Origin of the sequence: Thermoflavifilum thermophilum (assembly GCF_900116565.1) — a bacterium.
In the GTDB taxonomy this organism is placed as follows: Bacteria; Bacteroidota; Bacteroidia; order Chitinophagales; family Chitinophagaceae; genus Thermoflavifilum; species Thermoflavifilum thermophilum.
On the sequence record NZ_FPCJ01000001.1, the window covers coordinates 1,410,126 to 1,426,934 of the forward strand.

General features: G+C 45.7%; 14 protein-coding genes. 7 read left to right on the forward strand and 7 right to left on the reverse strand.

Annotated elements, in window-relative coordinates; genetic code table 11:
• Window positions 1-236: 236 nt before the first annotated feature.
• From porK to porN, 4 genes are all read left to right on the forward strand, one after another.
• Window positions 237-1,523, forward strand: a complete 1,287-nt coding sequence (gene porK / locus BM367_RS06060; protein WP_092458948.1) for a T9SS ring complex lipoprotein PorK/GldK — start codon at window positions 237-239, stop codon at window positions 1,521-1,523.
• A gap of 59 nt (window positions 1,524-1,582) precedes the next feature.
• A complete protein-coding gene (gene porL / locus BM367_RS06065; RefSeq protein WP_092458950.1) occupies window positions 1,583-2,404 on the forward strand; it encodes a type IX secretion system motor protein PorL/GldL in 822 nt (273 codons plus the stop codon).
• Window positions 2,405-2,475: 71 nt separating this feature from the next.
• Window positions 2,476-4,008 carry a type IX secretion system motor protein PorM/GldM gene (gene porM / locus BM367_RS06070; protein WP_092458952.1) on the forward strand — a complete coding sequence of 511 codons (1,533 nt, stop codon included), beginning with the start codon at window positions 2,476-2,478 and terminating at the stop codon, window positions 4,006-4,008.
• 22 nt (window positions 4,009-4,030) lie between these two features.
• Window positions 4,031-5,065, forward strand: coding sequence for a type IX secretion system ring subunit PorN/GldN (gene porN / locus BM367_RS06075; RefSeq protein ID WP_092458954.1), 1,035 nt, complete (start codon window positions 4,031-4,033; stop codon window positions 5,063-5,065).
• A 662-nt stretch (window positions 5,066-5,727) separates the two neighbouring features.
• Here porN and BM367_RS06090 read toward each other — a convergent pair.
• From BM367_RS06090 to BM367_RS06120, 7 genes are all read right to left on the reverse strand, one after another.
• Window positions 5,728-7,512, reverse strand: a complete 1,785-nt coding sequence (locus tag BM367_RS06090; RefSeq protein WP_092460936.1) for an AMP-dependent synthetase/ligase — start codon at window positions 7,510-7,512, stop codon at window positions 5,728-5,730.
• A gap of 116 nt (window positions 7,513-7,628) precedes the next feature.
• Window positions 7,629-7,910, reverse strand: coding sequence for a 2TM domain-containing protein (locus BM367_RS06095; protein WP_092458960.1), 282 nt, complete (start codon window positions 7,908-7,910; stop codon window positions 7,629-7,631).
• 60 nt (window positions 7,911-7,970) lie between these two features.
• Complete coding sequence (locus BM367_RS06100) at window positions 7,971-9,020, reverse strand: tetratricopeptide repeat protein (RefSeq protein WP_177224124.1); 1,050 nt, start codon at window positions 9,018-9,020, stop codon at window positions 7,971-7,973.
• Window positions 9,021-9,155: 135 nt separating this feature from the next.
• Window positions 9,156-10,505, reverse strand: coding sequence for a DUF1015 domain-containing protein (locus BM367_RS06105; protein ID WP_092458964.1), 1,350 nt, complete (start codon window positions 10,503-10,505; stop codon window positions 9,156-9,158).
• Window positions 10,506-10,550: 45 nt separating this feature from the next.
• Window positions 10,551-11,621, reverse strand: a complete 1,071-nt coding sequence (serC, locus tag BM367_RS06110; RefSeq protein ID WP_092458965.1) for a 3-phosphoserine/phosphohydroxythreonine transaminase — start codon at window positions 11,619-11,621, stop codon at window positions 10,551-10,553.
• Window positions 11,622-11,836: 215 nt separating this feature from the next.
• Window positions 11,837-12,811 carry a zinc dependent phospholipase C family protein gene (locus tag BM367_RS06115; protein ID WP_143103966.1) on the reverse strand — a complete coding sequence of 325 codons (975 nt, stop codon included), beginning with the start codon at window positions 12,809-12,811 and terminating at the stop codon, window positions 11,837-11,839.
• Entirely contained in the window at window positions 12,808-13,431 is a 624-nt protein-coding gene (locus tag BM367_RS06120) for a DUF502 domain-containing protein (protein WP_092458969.1), read from the reverse strand. The genes BM367_RS06115 and BM367_RS06120 overlap by 4 nt, the downstream gene beginning before the upstream one ends.
• Before the next feature lie 132 nt (window positions 13,432-13,563).
• Between BM367_RS06120 and BM367_RS06125 the strand changes: the two genes are divergently transcribed.
• Genes BM367_RS06125 through BM367_RS06135 form a run of 3 tightly spaced genes read left to right on the forward strand, consistent with a single transcriptional unit; the run spans window position 13,564 to window position 16,799 of the window.
• A complete protein-coding gene (locus BM367_RS06125) occupies window positions 13,564-14,232 on the forward strand; it encodes a TetR/AcrR family transcriptional regulator (RefSeq protein WP_092458971.1) in 669 nt (222 codons plus the stop codon).
• Window positions 14,229-15,635 (forward strand): TolC family protein, encoded by a 1,407-nt coding sequence (locus BM367_RS06130; RefSeq protein WP_092458973.1) that lies wholly within the window; start codon window positions 14,229-14,231, stop codon window positions 15,633-15,635. The genes BM367_RS06125 and BM367_RS06130 overlap by 4 nt, the downstream gene beginning before the upstream one ends.
• Window positions 15,636-15,668: 33 nt before the next feature.
• Window positions 15,669-16,799 (forward strand): efflux RND transporter periplasmic adaptor subunit, encoded by a 1,131-nt coding sequence (locus BM367_RS06135; protein WP_177224125.1) that lies wholly within the window; start codon window positions 15,669-15,671, stop codon window positions 16,797-16,799.
• The last annotated feature ends 10 nt before the right edge of the window (window positions 16,800-16,809 follow it).

The following is a 16,809-nucleotide window of genomic DNA, read 5'->3' on the forward strand; positions in this document are numbered from 1 at the left end:
GGATAATTGAAACCCTTTCTGTAGGAGTCGTTTTCCGGATCTGCCTGTTTAGGAGGGGGTTATGGAAATTTTAAAGGGTTTCAAAGATTAATTTATACATTTCAAACAATATTTGATCCGGCCTGTCGTTATGTAAAACCCGTGCTTTGTGATGTGGAAGGGGAAAGGTTGAAAAACAATGAATGGAAAACATAAAATAATTAACATTGTTAGCTGCTCAAATTAAACATACCCTTATGAATTACCAGGTATTTCGTCTGCTGGGATGCATTGTGGCGGCTTCCTTGCTGGTTAGTTGTGGGAGAAACGCTGCGAAAAATGCCCAGGGTCAGCTGGTCGGTGTGCAAAACAGGCCGCACTACAAGCCGCCTGTGCCCTATGGGATGGTCTATGTGCCATCGGGATTTTTCCATGAAGGGCCCAGCGATCAGGATATTAATTATGCCTTTTCGGCCAGAAACAAGGCTATTACCATTGCGGGCTTTTACATGGACGCAACCGAGATCACCAACAATGAATATCGCCAGTTTGTTTATTGGGTAAGGGATTCCATTGCTCATACCTTGCTGGGGCAGGTGAAAAAAGACAAAGACGGCAATAGCTATATTGACTGGAAGGCCAAAATCAATTACAACGATCCCGCCACCCAACAAAAATTAGCAGCCATGTATTATGCGCCGGAAGATCGGATCTATGGCAGAAAAGACATTGATGTACGCAAATTGATTTATCATGAAGAGACTTACGATTTAAAAGCTGCCGCCATGGACAAAGGCAAAAGTCCGCGTTCCAGCTTTATTGTCAAGCAGGATGTACCGATTTATCCCGATACATTGTGCTGGATCCGCGACTACAGCTATTCATACAACGAACCCATGGCCAAGATGTATTTCTACCATCCGGCATTTGATAATTATCCGGTAGTGGGGGTAAACTGGAATCAGGCTACAGCCTTTTGTGTATGGCGTACCAATTTATGGAACAGCTATCGGGAAGCACATCATCAATATATTGAAGGAGACTTCCGACTGCCCACAGAGGCAGAATGGGAATATGCTGCCCGGGGAGGACGGGTGGAATCGCCTTATCCCTGGGGCGGACCTTATCTGCGTAATAAAAAAGGCTGTCTGCTGGCCAACTTCAAGCCCGGCAGAGGCGATTACGCAGCCGATGGAGGATTGTACCCTGTGAGAGCCGATGCCTACTGGCCTAATGATTATGGATTGTATAACATGGCTGGCAATGTGAGTGAATGGACATCAAGCGCTTATTTTGAGGATGCCTATTCTTTCGAGATGGATTTTAATCCGGATATTCAGTACAATGCCAAACCCAATGATCCTCCTAAAATGAAACGCAAAGTCATTCGGGGCGGATCCTGGAAAGATATCGGATACTATCTCCAGGTAAGCACCCGGCAATACGAATATCAGGATACTTCCAAATGCTATATCGGCTTTCGCTGCGTGATTTCCTTCCTGGGTCGCTCGATGAGCGATTTCAGCAAAGGGAAATTGAAATAGGCGAGAGGCTTCATCTCCTATGAAAAACAAGCTTTAATCATTCATTAAAACAAACAAACATGCAATTTTTTGCCACCAAAAGAGGGAGAGACGTACTGAACATCATCTTCAGCGTAGGTGCATCTATTGTGATTTTTGGCGCGCTGGCCAAGATTGAACACTGGGGAGGCCTTCTCGGGCATGCCCTGGAAGCTGGTATGATCACAGAAACCTTCGTGTTTCTGCTCATGGCTTTTGTACCGCCTGAAAAACAATACCATTGGGATCGGTTATTCCCTGCAGTCTCGGAAGATATTGAAGATGAAGAGCTGGGGCAAAATGGCAAGCTTGCTCCCATCGCTATCGGAGGAGGAGGTCATCCTGTTTTAAATCAAATGGAGCAGATGATGCAGGAAGCTGAAATAACTCCCGATGTCCTGAAAAGACTCAGCGATCAGTTTCAGCGTTTGGGCAATACAGTATCCCAATTAGCTGATGTGTCGCAGGTTATTCTGGCCACGCAGGATTATGGGTTACGGCTGCAACAGGCATCTGAAGCTCTTTCGGCCATGCGCCAGGCTTATGCCGATGCAGCTCAGGCAGCCACCCAGTTTACCCAGGCTTCCGAAGCAACCCGCAACTTCCATGAACAGATTCAGACAATGACCAAAAATTTGTCATCGTTGAATGCTATCTATGAACTGGAATTGCAGGATACCAATCATCACCTGAAAGTGATGAACCAGTTCTACACCCAACTGGCCAGTGCTTCCCAGAACCTGGAAAACAGCCTAGAAGATACCCGGAAAACCCAGGAACAAGTGGCCCTGTTGGCCAAAAATCTTACCCAGCTAAACAAGGTATATGGCAATATGCTTTCAGCACTGCAGATAAAAGCCTGACCCATGATCTGCCGCTGGCAGATTGTGCAACCGGTGAGAGTTTGTTTACCTGACTTCAAAAGTTTTATGCAATGGCACTACCCAAAGAGCCTCGGCAAAAGATGATAAACCTGATGTATCTGGTGCTGATGGCTATGCTTGCACTCAATGTATCGGCTGAAATTCTAAATGCTTTCAAAACCGTCAATGAAAGCATCACCAATTCGAACAATGCCATTACACAAAAAAATAACCTGGTCTATCAGCAATTCGAAAAGCAACTCAGCATTGATCCGGAACGAGTGAGGCCTATCAAGGAAAAAGCTGATCAGGTGAAAATACTTTGTGAGCAGATGAACCTGTATATCGACAGCCTGAAAAAAGTCATCATCCGTGAAAGCGGAGGCTTAAACGACAGCGGCGAAATCAAAGACATGTCAAACCTCGACGCTCCTTCACGGGTCATGGAAAATCAGGGGCAGGGACCTATCCTGGAGAAAAAAATCGAAACCCTGAGGCAGCAGCTCCTCAGCATGTACGATAATCCGGTAGAGCGTGAAGAGGTGGCCCAGATTTTACCCCTGAAAATCGAAATGCCTAAAAAAACCATTGATAACAAAAAAACCTGGACGCAGGTAAACTTTGAAATGGTGCCCACCATAGCGGCCATTACCATTTTAAGCAAAATCCAGAATGATGTAAAAAATTCAGAAGCGCAGGTCATTGATGATTTGTTTAAAAAAATCGGACAGCAGGAATTTGTGTTCGATACCTACAAACCCTTGATTTCAGCCAATGCTGGTTATGTAATAGCCGGACAGAAGTACGAGGCCCAGATTATGTTGGGCGCATACAGTTCCACCATCAATCCCACCATTACCGTGAATGGTCAACCCATTCCCGTGCAGAACGGCGTAGGCACATTTTCTACGGTAGCTTCGGGCGTGGGCCTGCACACCTATAATGTGGCCATCAGCCTGAAAGATCAGAGCGGACAAATCAAAACCTACACAGCTACGGCAGAATACATGGTGGGTGCACCGGCTGTTTCGGTCTCAGCCGATAAAATGAATGTACTGTACATTGGTGTGGACAATCCGATTTCGGTGGCCGTAGCGGGTGTGCCGGCTGAAAAAGTAAGTGCTACGATTTCTGGCCCCGGAAGCCTCATCAAATCAGGGCCGGGTAAATATATTGCCCGGGTATCGGCTGTGGGTACGGTTACCGTGAATGTCAGTGCTGAATTTGACGGGCAGGTGCGGCCCATGGGAAGCATGGAATTCCGTACCAAACGCATCCCTGATCCCGTTGCCGAAGTAGCTGGCAGCAAAGGAGGCACGCTCAGTGCGGCCGTTTTTAAGGTTCAGAAAGGAGTGGCAGCTGTATTGGAAAATTTTGATTTCGATGCCAAGTTTGTGGTAACCAGCTTTACGATTGGTTTTGATGGCGCCGGATTTTCTGATTATATCGAAGCCAGCTCCAATTCAGCCTATTTTACAGAAGAAATCGAAAGATATATCCAACGGTGCAGACCCGGTACGCGGGTATTCATTGATAATATCCATGCCCGCGGCCCCGACGGAACCACCCGGCTGTTGCCACCGATTTCATTTAAACTGAATTGATCATGCTCAAAAATCCTGTCATATGAAAAATCATGTTGTTCGGATTTTCGCTATCTGGGTGCTATTGATTTGCTGGGTAACCACCGAACTCTCTGCCCAGGCTACCCGGACCACGACCCGTCGCCGCAGGGCCACCACAGGCGCTGTACAGACGCAACCGGCAAACAATAACATTGTGAACCCGGCCACAGGCAACGTGATTAATCCGCCAGCCGTCGATACAACCCACCCCCAGGCTACCCCTCAGCGACCGGATAATATTTTCGGCGATCTGGAAAATCCGAAAACTCCACTCCGGAATGACAATGTGGTGGTACGCAATCTCATCAAGGACCGCACGCCTCTGGCCTACCAGTATATCCGCGAGGATGATGCCGTATGGGGGCACCGTTTGTGGGAAGAAATTGATGTCCATGAAAAAATCAATCTCCCGTTTGCTTATGCCGGCGAGGGCGGAAGCTACGACCTGATCAGCATCCTGCTGAAAGCTATTCTCGATAGCGAAGTGGTGGCTTTCAATCCCATTGACGATCGGTTCACAACACCCATGAGCATCGATGAAATCAAAAAAGAGCTGGTGGGTGCTCCCGATACGATTCGCGTAGTAGATCCCATTACGGGCAAAGAAACGGTTCAGATCGTGCAACATGAATTTGATCCACACATCGTAACCCGTTATCGTATTAAGGAAGATTGGGTATTTGATAAACAAACCTCTCAGCTCTATGTGCGGATTTTAGGTATCGCTCCCTTAAAAGCCATTTACAACCCCGATGGATCCCTGCGCGCCATGACTCCCCTGTTCTGGCTTTATTATCCGGATCTTCGCCCCATCCTGGCCCGTTATGATGTGTATAATCCGAACAACTACATGATGCGCATGAGCTGGGAAGATGTCTTTGAAATGCGATACTTCCATGCCTTTGTGGTGAAGGAAGATAATGTATTCGATCGCTCTATTAAGGATTATGAGAAAAATGGAATCCGTGCCTTGCTGGAAGGCGAAAAAATCAAAAACGAAATCTTCGATTGGGAACAAAATCTCTGGGCATATTAGTGATGAGACTAACAATAATCTAACCTAATCAGCCGGTCTTGACATTTTATGGCTGATAGATAAATTATTTAGGCAACACGGCAACACACAATCAGGCGAATTCCATTTCCTGTAAGGTATTTTTTCTTCATTCCACAAAAACATGCCATCATGCATTGGCTGCGCTTTGCTGTTGTGTTCAGCTTATGTTTGTTTGCTATTGTAAGTTGTCAAAAAAATGATCACACCTTTTTTCAGGTGAGGCTGCTCTTATCAACCCATTCATCTTGTTTGCAGCTTAAATGGATTGGCCAGTACAGATACCCGTTTTCTTATTCAATCACCCGATTGTTCAATTGTTGATTTTCATGCGGATTCTACTGTTATGATTCGTTTCCATTTGAGCATCTTAGGTGATTGAACCGCACGTACAGATACAACCTACTTTTTACTGCAATCAAGCAAGATCGTACTCACAGAGGATGTATTATGATACGAATGGCTACCAACAATTAGACTATCAAATTGCCGGTAATCCAATGATGTTGCACGAAGAGCAGATGGATACTACGCAGCAAAGATTGGAAAATATGAACTTACCTATCATTTTAAGCGAATGTAGCCCTTGGTTGTTTTTTAAAAAACTTGCAATTGTTGTGCGAAGCGATGGCTACGACTAATTGTTATTTTTCACTGTGGTAGATTTGTTCAATAAGTTCATGGTATTTGGCTTCAATGGCCTTGCGTTTGAGTTTCAGGGTAGGCGTGAGTTCGCCTCCTTCGATGGTCCATTCATGCGGCAACAAAACAAATTTTTTGATTTGCTCTACATGATTGAATAAGGGATTGTATTTATCAAGAATGGATTGATACAATGCTTTTACCTGGGGATGCTGAATGACATCTTCAGGTTTATCAAAGGGAATATTGTTTTTCACACACCAGTCTTTCAGATGAGCAAAAGAAGGAACAATCAGTGCAGAAACAAATTTACGTCCTTCACCTACCACCATTACCTGTTCAATGAAACGGGATTCCTTCAGCTTGTTTTCGATGGGTTGAGGCGCCACATATTTGCCGCCGGATGTTTTCAGCAGTTCTTTTTTGCGATCGGTGATTTTTAAAAATTTTCCGTTGATGATTTCACCCACATCGCCTGTATGCAACCAGCCATCTTCCATCACTTCGGCGGTAAGATCCGGGCGTTTGTAATAGCCCATCATTACATTGGGTCCCTTGCAAAGAATTTCGCCATCGGGTGCAATTTTCACTTCTACCCCATCAATGACGGGTCCTACGGTGCCAAACATGCGGTTTTCGATTTCCAGCCGGTTTACGCTAATCACGGGTGAAGTTTCCGTAAGTCCATATCCTTCCAGACAGGGAATACCGGCAGCCGTAAAGATTTGCATCAGTCGGATCTGTGCAGGAGCCGATCCGATCACCACTGCCTGAATACGGCCGCCCAGGGCTGCTCTCCATTTGCTGAATACCAGTTTGTCGGCAATCTTTAGCTGTAGTGCATATAGCAAAGGCTGGTGTTTTCTCAGCTGATAACGTTTGGCTACACCCAATGCCCAGAAGAATATTGCTCTTTTAATACCATGCAGCTGCATGCCAGCCTGTACGATGCGTTCATACAATTTTTCCAGCAAACGGGGTACAGTGGTGAAAATGGTGGGCCTCACCTCCTTCAGGTTTTCGCCAATCTTGTCCATGCTTTCCGCATAATAGATGGGCACCCGGCTGTGGATATACAGGTAGGTAATCATGCGCTCATACACATGGTTGAGAGGCAAAAAACTGAGGGCTCTGGCATTTTTCGATAGGGGGAGGATAGGCCTGCATGCGAGCACATTGCTGACAATATTGCGATGGCTGAGCATCACACCTTTGGGGATGCCGGTTGTCCCGGAAGTGTAGATGATGGTAGCCAGATGATCGTCGCGGATTTGCTGCATGGTTTGCTCCAACTGCTGTTGTCCTTCCTCACACAGCAATTGTTTCCAGTATGGGAGCTTTGGATTTTGTTCAAAGCAATAAATGGCCTGCAAGGCCGGTAATTGATCTTTGATTTGCTGTACTTTTTCATACAATTGTGCATCGCCTGTGAAGACGATTTTCACGGCCGCATCCTGCAATACAAAGCTTAGCTCGTTCTGGCTGATGGTCGGATAGACCGGCACCAGCACAGCACCGCATAGCTGGCAGGCCAGATCGGTGATTACCCATTCAGGTCGGTTGGCTGAGATCAGGCCGATTTTATCCTGATGTTCGGGCGTAAAATCATTTGGTGAAATGCCGGCCCGTTGCATGCCTCTGGCCAGTGCCTGGCTAAGCTCAATCACTGCCTGCGTGCTGTAGCTACGCCATCGGCCGTTTTCTTTGGCGGCCAGCATATCGGGCAATGGATGATCGAAGTGTTGAAAAGCCAGGTCAAACAAACGTGAAGGAGAAGGCGAAAGCATGGCACTGGTTTGTTCGCTTAAGTTACACGATTTTCTATTTTCAGGATATGAAAAAAGCCGGTTGCAGGTAACCGGCTTCAAGCGAGAAAAAAGTTTTTATAGGATATGAAAAAGTTTCAGTGTTCTTTTTCCCAGAGATATTTCAGGTAATATTTATCCTGATTGTCTTTATTGCTGTCGAAAAATGTATTGCAGAAATGAGCCACCACTACCAGGAACCATGTACCTGTAAACCAACCTTCCCAGGGATACGCGTCGCCCTGCAATTGTGCATCCCGATGCCTGTATACAACCAGCCATAAAACAAGCATAGCAATTACATACACGACCAGGTGAACAAAGAAAGCGGCTTTGGAAGGAGCTCGATAGGGATGGCGGGCATAGCTTTTTGGTTCCATCGTGAGTCACAGATTTTTGCAAAGATAGCAATTCATGATTAATGCATCACCAAAATTTGTTTATGGCTGGTTATCGGTTTGAAAACGAAATCGGCCGTCGTTGTAATACTCGCCGGCCGGGAGCTGCAGAGGATGTTGCTGATGATAGATCAGGAATTTTTGCATGTCCTGGGAATGAAGATTCATCCATTCGCGAAAGGCCGCTGCATCGGCGGCTGGGCCGAATAACCATTGATTGTAAGCTTCAAATACGCCGGCACGGATCATCTCGGCCTGATAGTCAAACAGGGCAAAAGGATAATCATCTGCAAATAGGTTTTCCCAATCCAGGATAAACCGGATGCGCAGCATGGTGAGGGTTTCCGGTGTGATGCCCGCGTCGGCTACAGCTGCTTGTTTGGCCAGGGTTTGCAAAAAAGCTTCCCGGAAACTGGCCGGCCTGGATCCCGGAAGTGGCAGAGGCACGCGCGAGAGTATGCCACTGGCAAACAGGCGCTTGTAGGTATCAAACAATATGCCTTTGATCTCAGCAGTACGCAGGGTAAAGCTTTCCAGATTGATGAAGATTTCACCATACAGCAATGTCCACACCATATCATCTGTGTAATAATAGGTGCGGGCGGCCTGGTAGTAATTATTTGCGTAGGAAGGCGCCATCTGAATGCCTTTGATCCAGCTCTGCAACGCAGGCTTGTAATTTTCTTCATTGAAATAAAGCAACCCAAGCTGATGATACAAAGCGCCTTCGTGGGGAAATTGCCGGATGCCTTCATTAAGCAGGCGGATGGCTTTTTTATCATCTTGCTGACCTTCAGCGATCTCGGCAGCAAGCTGATAGGTGCGTACGGATGCTGATTTGTTTTTGAGCAGAGAATTGATGATAGCTTCCGCACGGGGATAGTCTTTGCGCATCAAATAGGCAGTAGCAAGATCTTCCTGATACAACTGGTTGGTGGGATCCTGCTGGATAACCTGTTGCAATACAATGATGGCATTGGCATAATCGCCTGCACTCATAAAACGCTGGGCTGTGGCGTAAAGGGCAGGAACCCTATCAGCTGCAGGTGATTGGGAAACAGCATGCCGGAATGGGCTGCACAGTACAACCATGCACAAGGCAAGGATTTGAATGGCCGGCTTCAATGGCATATGCCGCTTTTGCGGTAAAACTAAACAAATGCCCGGGAATCAGGGTGTAAACATGCGTTAATATCCCGCAAAAAAACGACCTGTCTGGCAGACAGATCAGAAATGTGATTTTTCAGCTTCAAACCATTCGATGGGATGTACGATTTCTGTTTCTTCAAGTGAATGAATGAACAGGCCATCGGGTAATTTGGGTTCAAACCAGGTGGATTTGGGAGGCATCATCTTGCCCTCATCTGCCACGGCAAACAATTGTTCGGGTGTTACCGGATGCAGCAGAAAGGCAACGGCCATTTCTCCACTGTTCACACAGCTTTCCAGATAACCGGCACCGCGGATACCTCCTGCAAATACGATCCGCTCGTCGGTACGGGGATTTACAATGCCCAGCAGAGGTTTCAATACCAGGTTCTGCAGCAGACTTACATCCAGCGATTCCACGGCGTCATCGGGGATGAGTTCAGATTTTACGGTGAGGCCATACCAGCTCCCTTGACGGCCTGCCTGGCCCCTACACAGGTACATGCCCATCTGATGGGGTGCCTGTGGCCGGAATACGGTATCCTGTGGTTCAGTGATTTCAAATGATGCTTTCAACTTCTCCAGAAATGATTCGGGATCATGGCCATTCAGGTCTTTCACCAGCCGGTTGTATTCCATGATAAACAATTGATCGGCCGGGACCAGGGTAGTCAGGAAAAACTGATGCGGATCAGCAGGATTGGCATTTCCTTCCTGCATCCATTCTTTGCGGAGCAGAGCTGCCGATGCTGCCCGGTGATGACCGTCGGCAATATAGGTGCAGGGTACCTGCAGTTCAAAGATGCGGGTAATCTGAGCAATCGCTGTCAGGTGATTGATTTTCCATACTATATGCTCCAGGCCATCTTCACCATGGAAATGATAGGCCGGCTGATGGGTGTTTTTCCATTTTTCGATTAAAGCATGCAGAACAGGCAAAGGTCTGTAGGCCAGGAACACATTCCCCGTCTGAGCACGCGTAAACCGGATATGTTGAATCCGATCCTGCTCCTTATCAGGCCGGGTAAGTTCATGTTTTTTGATAATTCCGTTTTCATAATCATTCAAAGACGAAAGGCAAACCAGTCCCGTTTGTTCTATGTATTGTCCAGCTGCGAACGGATGGGACATGCGCTGGGTATAAATGTAATAATGGTTACCCGTGTCGTGAATGAGTAAGCCCCGCTCCAGAAATTCGCGCAGGCGGCGTGCGCCGGCCTCATACACTTCATCCGGAAATGGAGTATGTGCATCTATGTATTGCGGAAAATGTATTTCAGGTTTTGAAATGTGGTAAAATGATTCGGGATTGTTGCGGGCTATGCTTTCGGCTTCGCGTGCACTCAACACATCATAAGGGCGGGCTACCACACGCGCAGCCAGTTCAGGATTTGGTAAAATAGCTCTGAAAGGACGTATCACTGTCATGGTTCAGGTTGTTTTTCACATGTTATTGGTATGTGTTTGTCTATATTATCCGTGTGTACGTGCGAAATAACGCATGCTTTCTACCAGGTATTCCACGCTTTCAATGGGCATGGCATTATAGATGGAAGCCCGAAAGCCGCCAACGAGCCGATGTCCCTTGATGCCCACGATATCTTCTTTTTTGCAGAATTCCAGGAACTCTTTTTCCAGAGAAGGATCATTCATTACAAAACACACGTTCATCCTGCTGCGATCGGCCGGATCGGCAGTACCTTTGAACAAGGGATTTTCGTCAATTTCCCGGTAGAGCAATGCGGCCTTTTCTTCATTGCGTTTTTCGATGGCAGCAATGCCTCCCTGTTCTTTCAGCCAGCGCAGCGTAAGCATGGAAATATAGACCGCAAAAACAGGAGGTGTGTTGTAGATGGATTCATGCTGGATATGCACGCGGTAATCGAGCATGGTCGGAATCAACCGGCTTACCTTACCCAGGATGCTTTTTCTCACTACCACCAACGTTACACCGGCAGGTCCCATATTTTTTTGTGCGCCTGCATAAATGAGTGCAAACTTGTTGAAGTCCAGCTGCCGGCTAAAGATGTCGCTGCTCATATCGGCCACCAGTGGTACCTCTACTTCGGGAATCTGATGCCATTGCGTACCATAAATGGTATTGTTGGTGGTGATGTGCAGATACTTCAGATGTTTGGGAACGGTAAATGATTTGGGAATATAGCAATAGTTCCGGTCGGCCGAGCTGGCAATCACTTCCACATTTCCAAACAGACGGGCTTCCTTCAATGCGCGGTTGGCCCATACGCCGGTATCCAGATAACCGGCTGTTTCACCGGTATCCAACAGGTTATAAGGCACCTGCATAAATTGGGTACTGGCTCCACCATGCAGAAAAAGCACTTCAAAATCCTCATCCAACTGAAGCAGTTCCCGCACCAATTGTCTGGCTTCTGCCATCACCTGCAGAAAAGCTTCGCTGCGGTGAGAAATCTCGAGGATGGACATGCCCAGGCCATCAAAGTCAATCAACGCCTTGCTTGCTTTGTAAAGCACCTCGTTGGGCAACATCGAGGGGCCAGCATTAAAGTTGTGCACTTGCATCCGTTTAAATCAATTGATCATGATAAGATATGGTTACAGCATTTGGTACCGATTCAGGGTTAACAGCAATGGGTTTCATTTTTTTCATTTTCTCCACGGATGAAAAAGATTAAACGAAGAAAATGAACAATTATTTATGTATAACTTTCAGCAAATCAATGATAAAAAGATTAAGTTGGTTTTTTCAATGAGCGTCGTAAAGGTAGAATTCTTTTTTATTCTTTAAAATACCCTGTTCGTTCTTTCCTGGCATTCCATTGGAGATGTTCAAGCGACTTCCATTCCAGGCTATCGGCGTGGGTAAACTGCACGCCTGTAAGGTTTCGCAAGTCAGGCTGACCGGCATTGACCCAGGCTGTGTACCAGAAAGAGGCAACGGCCTGAATGGCTTGTTGCATCCGGCGTTCCACCATCTGGTGCATCATGGATTCGTATGTTTCGAGATAAGTTGTGCTATAGCCTTTTACCCATTGATCCTTGCGGAGGTAGTAACTATATTTTGCTTTGCGAGGGAAATGGTGGCGAAGGTATTTTTCAACGGCAAGCACGGTGTCGGCAGCCCGGGCGCTTTCGCGGATGAGTTGCCAGATTGTGGCGGAAGGTTGCGGCAAATAGTGAGCTTTGCCTACCCATAGCTGAAAATGAGGATACAGGCGTTCGGGGACATCTGTTTCCCAGAGAGCGTGGATGCCGTGCTGGCCCGTGAATTGTCCGTCGTAATTGCTGCAGGCATGGAGGGGCACGCAGGCATCTGCAATGTAATGGCCCAGGTCTGCTGCCAGTTTCAGGATGCGTTTGCCATCGTGTTGCCGGAAAGCTTCCACCAGCTGGTTGTACACTTGCAGGGTACTCCAGGGCAGAATACCCTGATGATGCAGGGTTTCTGCCGGCCAGCGAAGGGTAGCCTGCTGCCAGCTGCAGGGCCAGGCCGTGGAATCATACGCATCGGCATCAAAATAATGCCGCGGAGCTTCCGAGCGCAGGATAAATTTCCGGCGATCAGCATCAGCGGCGTGCTCCGTCAGAAATGATTGATAAGGCTTGAAAAATACCAGCATATCGGGCGGCAGGCTAAACACGGCCTGGTAGTTGATGCGGCTGTGGGCGAAAAATCCCCAGCCATCCAGATGAAGCGGAATAACCATCATCCATCCGCATAGCAGCCATACTCCTGGCATCCTTCGTTTCATGCCTGGGAATTTAATGGGGATTCAGTATGTTCGCCGATTTCCATGTTCACTACCCCACCAGATACGGCAAATTTCATGGCTTCTCCAGCACTTACCTGATTCAGAGGTCTGATGCGTGTTCTGTGCACCACATACAATTTACCGGCTACTGCATAAGACTGAGGTACATACACGGCAACCATATCTGGCATGCCAACTAAATGCATATCAGTCTGGGTGATGAAACCTATTTCCCACACATCGGGCGAATAAATGCTCACCAGCACGGGATGGTCAAATTTGCGTTTTTCACCCACCACAGCATCGAACAAATCCTTCACTGAAGTGTAAATATATCGGATAAACGGGGTTTTCTCCAGCAAACGATCAAATAAATCAAAGATGCGCCCGATAATGAAAGACGAGCTTAAATAACCCATCAGAATGATGAATAAAATCACAATTACAAAGCCCAGGCCTTTGATTCGATAAGCTGCGGGTACAAGCTCTTTGGGAAATAAATTATCGATGGTGTTAAAAATCCAATACAAGGCAAACAAGGTGATGGTAATGGGGGCCAGCACCAGCAACCCCTGAAAAAAGTGCTTGACAATACCACCTGCAGTGAGTCTGCGTTTCATGGTTGAGGATTTTATCCGACAAAGGTACATCTGCCCGACCGCCACGAGGCAGAATTTTAAAGAAAGTACGTAGAAAACTTTTTTGATTTAAAAAGTTTCCATAGTTTTGCCCCGCTTTTCAAGATTCAAAGCATGACTAAAAAGCAAATACCGCCTGTACGAGATATGCATGCCGAAGCCATGGATCGGGTGATAAGTGTGAGCAGGCGCTTGTTTCAAACCTATGGGTTGCGCACCATGACGGTAGATGAAATTGCCCGCCATCTGGGCATGTCCAAGCGAACCCTTTACCAGTTGTTTCGCGATAAAAACGAGCTGGTGCGCATGGTGGTGAAGCAATTCATTGAAGAAATGCAGGCAAATTGTGAATCAATCAGAAAGGATGCCCGCGACGCTATTCATGAAACTTTTCGCATGTTTCAATATCTGGATGGCATCTTTCGTAACCTGAATCCCATCGTATTTGCCGAAATGCAGCGTTATCATCCCGATGCATTCATGCTTTTTGATCAGCATCAACAAACCTATATCAAGCAACTCATCATTCATAATCTACAAAGGGGCATCCAGGAAGGATTTTATCGGGCGGATTTAAACATTGAAGTCATTGCAAGGTTCAGGCTGGAATCTGGGTTGTTGCCGCTTCGTCAGGATATTTTTCCGAAAGACCAGTTTCTCTTGCATGAGGTACAACATGAGTTGATGTTGCATTATCTGTATGGCATTTCTACCGTCAAAGGACATCAGTTGATTCAACAATATCAGCAACAATTTGATGAGCAATCAAACAAAAAATTATGAGCCGGATTTTTATGCGACTGATCGTGGTTTTATGTATAACTCTTGTATGTCATCGAGCAATGTATGCACAGGATAGTCTTCCTGTCGTTCACCGTTTTTCATTGCAGGATTGTATTTCATATGCAATTGCACATGAATTGAATCTTCAGTCAACGAAAATAGATGCCCAGATTACGGCAGCCAAAGAAAAAGAAGTTACAGGGCTGGCTTTGCCCAGAGTTACGGCCAGCGGGCAGTTTCAGGATTATTTAAAACTTCCCACCACCTTGTTTCCTGATTTTTTTTCACCGGCTGTATATGCCATTTTGAAAAAAGAAAACCTGATTCCACAGGATAAGCCTATTCCACAAGCGGGACTTACACCGGTACAATTTGGTACACAATATAATTTGAATGCAAGTGTAACGGCTTCTCAAACTTTGTTCGATCCCAGTGTGTTTGTGGCTTTGCAGGCCAGGCAAACGATTCTGGAATTGGCGCATAAAAATACACAACGCACTGAACGCGATTTAAAAGTTACAGTTTCTAAAGCATACTACAATGTGTGGATTGCTCGCAAGCAGTTGCAGGTAGTACAGGATAATATTGCTCGATTGGAAAAATTACTCCATGATACACGTGTAATGTATCAGAATGGATTTGCCGAAAAACTCGATGTGGACCGGCTGCAGGTGCAAATAAATAATTTAATGGCACAACAAACCGAAATGCAAAACATGGTAACGTTGAGCGATCAGCTTTTGAAATTTCAAATGGGCATGCCTTTACAGGATAGCCTGCAATTGACTGATTCTTTGAGCTTTGATGATGTAAAAACAGATTTATTGCAGGAGGAAGATGTTGATTTGCATCAGCGTATTGACTATCAGGCTTTGCAAACACAGTTAAGGGTCAATCAATATGATTTAAAACGTTATCAGCTTGCCTGGTTGCCCAACCTTTCAGCCAATGCAAGCTATGGAATCAATGCAGCACGAACTTCGTTTAACTTTTTTGATCATGATCAGCCCTGGTTTAAAACTTTTTATGTGGGCATGAATTTATCTGTTCCGTTGTTTGAAGGTTTGCAGAAAAAATATCGCATTGACCAGGCTAAACTAAATGTGCAGAAAACACAACTTCAGTTGCAATTGCTTGATCAAAGTATGCAACTGGAATGGCAACAAGCTAAAACCAACTTAAGCAATTATTTGTTGAATGTGAATTCACAGGAAAAAAACATGCAGCTGGCACAGGAAGTTTATGAGCAAACCATAAAGAAATATGAAGCCGGTGTGGGTTCTACGATTGAGATTAACAATGCAGAAGGAGATCTGCAACAGGCACAACTGAATTACTATACTGCTCTGTACAATGCCATGCTGGCTAAAATTGATTATTTAAAAGCTGTAGGTAAACTTTGATGTTATATGATTTTCACGCAAAAAATGTTGGGTATGATATCCAGATCATTTTCCGTTAGCCTGATAGGTTTCGGATGCATAGCTCTGGCTATGATGGTTCTTCCTGCATGCAATGCACGCACAGACAAGCAATCATCCAATGAAGAAAAACTGCAAAAATTGTTGCAGGAACGCGATCGCATCAATCAGGAAATTCAGGCTCTTCAACAATCCATAGCACCTGCGCAACAAAAAGCGGTTCCAGTATCGGTAATCAATCTCAGTCCGGAGATATTCAAAAGTTATATTGAAGTACAGGGACATGTAGATGCCCAACAAAATGTGAATGTGAATCCGGAAGTTTCGGGTGTGGTAACAGGCATTTATGTACATGTAGGCCAGTGGGTGAAGAAAGGACAGGTACTGGCACAGTTGGATGATAAAGTAATTCGCCAGCAACTGGCACAATTAGAAACTCAACTTGATTTTACCAGAAACTTATATGAGCGACAGAAAAATCTCTGGTCACAAAAAATCGGCACAGAGGTGCAGTTGTTACAAGCCAAAAACAATTATGAAAACGTACAAAAGCAAATAGCCGTTGTACAATCACAATTGGCTTTGTACCGACTTGTGTCGCCTATTGATGGTAGGGTTGATGAAGTGGATTTGAAGATAGGCCAGGCTGTTTCACCCGGCATGAATACCATTCGGGTGGTGAATTTAAATGACTTGCGTGTAAAAGCACAAATACCGGAAAATTACATAAATCATGTGCATCAGGGAGATCCTGTAGAAGTAATATTTCCGGATGCGGAAGACACTTTGCATACCACACTTAATTATGTCTCAAGTGTAATTGATCCCAATAATCGTTCATTTGGAATTGAAATCAAATTACCCGCACATTCTATTTTCAAACCAAATATGATGGCTGCAATTCGTGTGGTTGATTATGTCAATCCTCATGCGATAGTAATACCTGTAAATGTATTGCAGCAAACGGAATCAGGTGATTATGTGTTTGTGGCAAAACAAAATGTTGCCCGTCAGGTAAAGGTAGTAATAGGGAAAATGTATCATAACCGGGTGGAAATTTTACAGGGATTAAATCCGGGAGATACACTCATTGTCAATGGCTATCAGGATCTGGAAGATAAAACACCCATTGTTGTTGTCAAATAACATGGGGATG

Bases quoted from the DNA above. Each gene is read 5' to 3' on its own strand.
- BM367_RS06115 (WP_143103966.1), bottom strand. From the start codon at position 12,811: ATGAAACGAAGGATGCCAGGAGTATGGCTGCTATGCGGATGGATGATG.
- porN (WP_092458954.1), top strand. From the start codon at position 4,031: ATGAAAAATCATGTTGTTCGGATTTTCGCTATCTGGGTGCTATTGATT.
- BM367_RS06120 (WP_092458969.1), bottom strand. From the start codon at position 13,431: ATGAAACGCAGACTCACTGCAGGTGGTATTGTCAAGCACTTTTTTCAG.
- porK (WP_092458948.1), top strand. From the start codon at position 237: ATGAATTACCAGGTATTTCGTCTGCTGGGATGCATTGTGGCGGCTTCC.
- BM367_RS06090 (WP_092460936.1), bottom strand. From the start codon at position 7,512: ATGCTTTCGCCTTCTCCTTCACGTTTGTTTGACCTGGCTTTTCAACAC.
- BM367_RS06100 (WP_177224124.1), bottom strand. From the start codon at position 9,020: ATGGTTGTACTGTGCAGCCCATTCCGGCATGCTGTTTCCCAATCACCT.
- BM367_RS06105 (WP_092458964.1), bottom strand. From the start codon at position 10,505: ATGACAGTGATACGTCCTTTCAGAGCTATTTTACCAAATCCTGAACTG.
- BM367_RS06130 (WP_092458973.1), top strand. From the start codon at position 14,229: ATGAGCCGGATTTTTATGCGACTGATCGTGGTTTTATGTATAACTCTT.
- serC (WP_092458965.1), bottom strand. From the start codon at position 11,621: ATGCAAGTGCACAACTTTAATGCTGGCCCCTCGATGTTGCCCAACGAG.
- BM367_RS06135 (WP_177224125.1), top strand. From the start codon at position 15,669: ATGATATCCAGATCATTTTCCGTTAGCCTGATAGGTTTCGGATGCATA.
- porM (WP_092458952.1), top strand. From the start codon at position 2,476: ATGGCACTACCCAAAGAGCCTCGGCAAAAGATGATAAACCTGATGTAT.
- BM367_RS06125 (WP_092458971.1), top strand. From the start codon at position 13,564: ATGACTAAAAAGCAAATACCGCCTGTACGAGATATGCATGCCGAAGCC.
- porL (WP_092458950.1), top strand. From the start codon at position 1,583: ATGCAATTTTTTGCCACCAAAAGAGGGAGAGACGTACTGAACATCATC.
- BM367_RS06095 (WP_092458960.1), bottom strand. From the start codon at position 7,910: ATGGAACCAAAAAGCTATGCCCGCCATCCCTATCGAGCTCCTTCCAAA.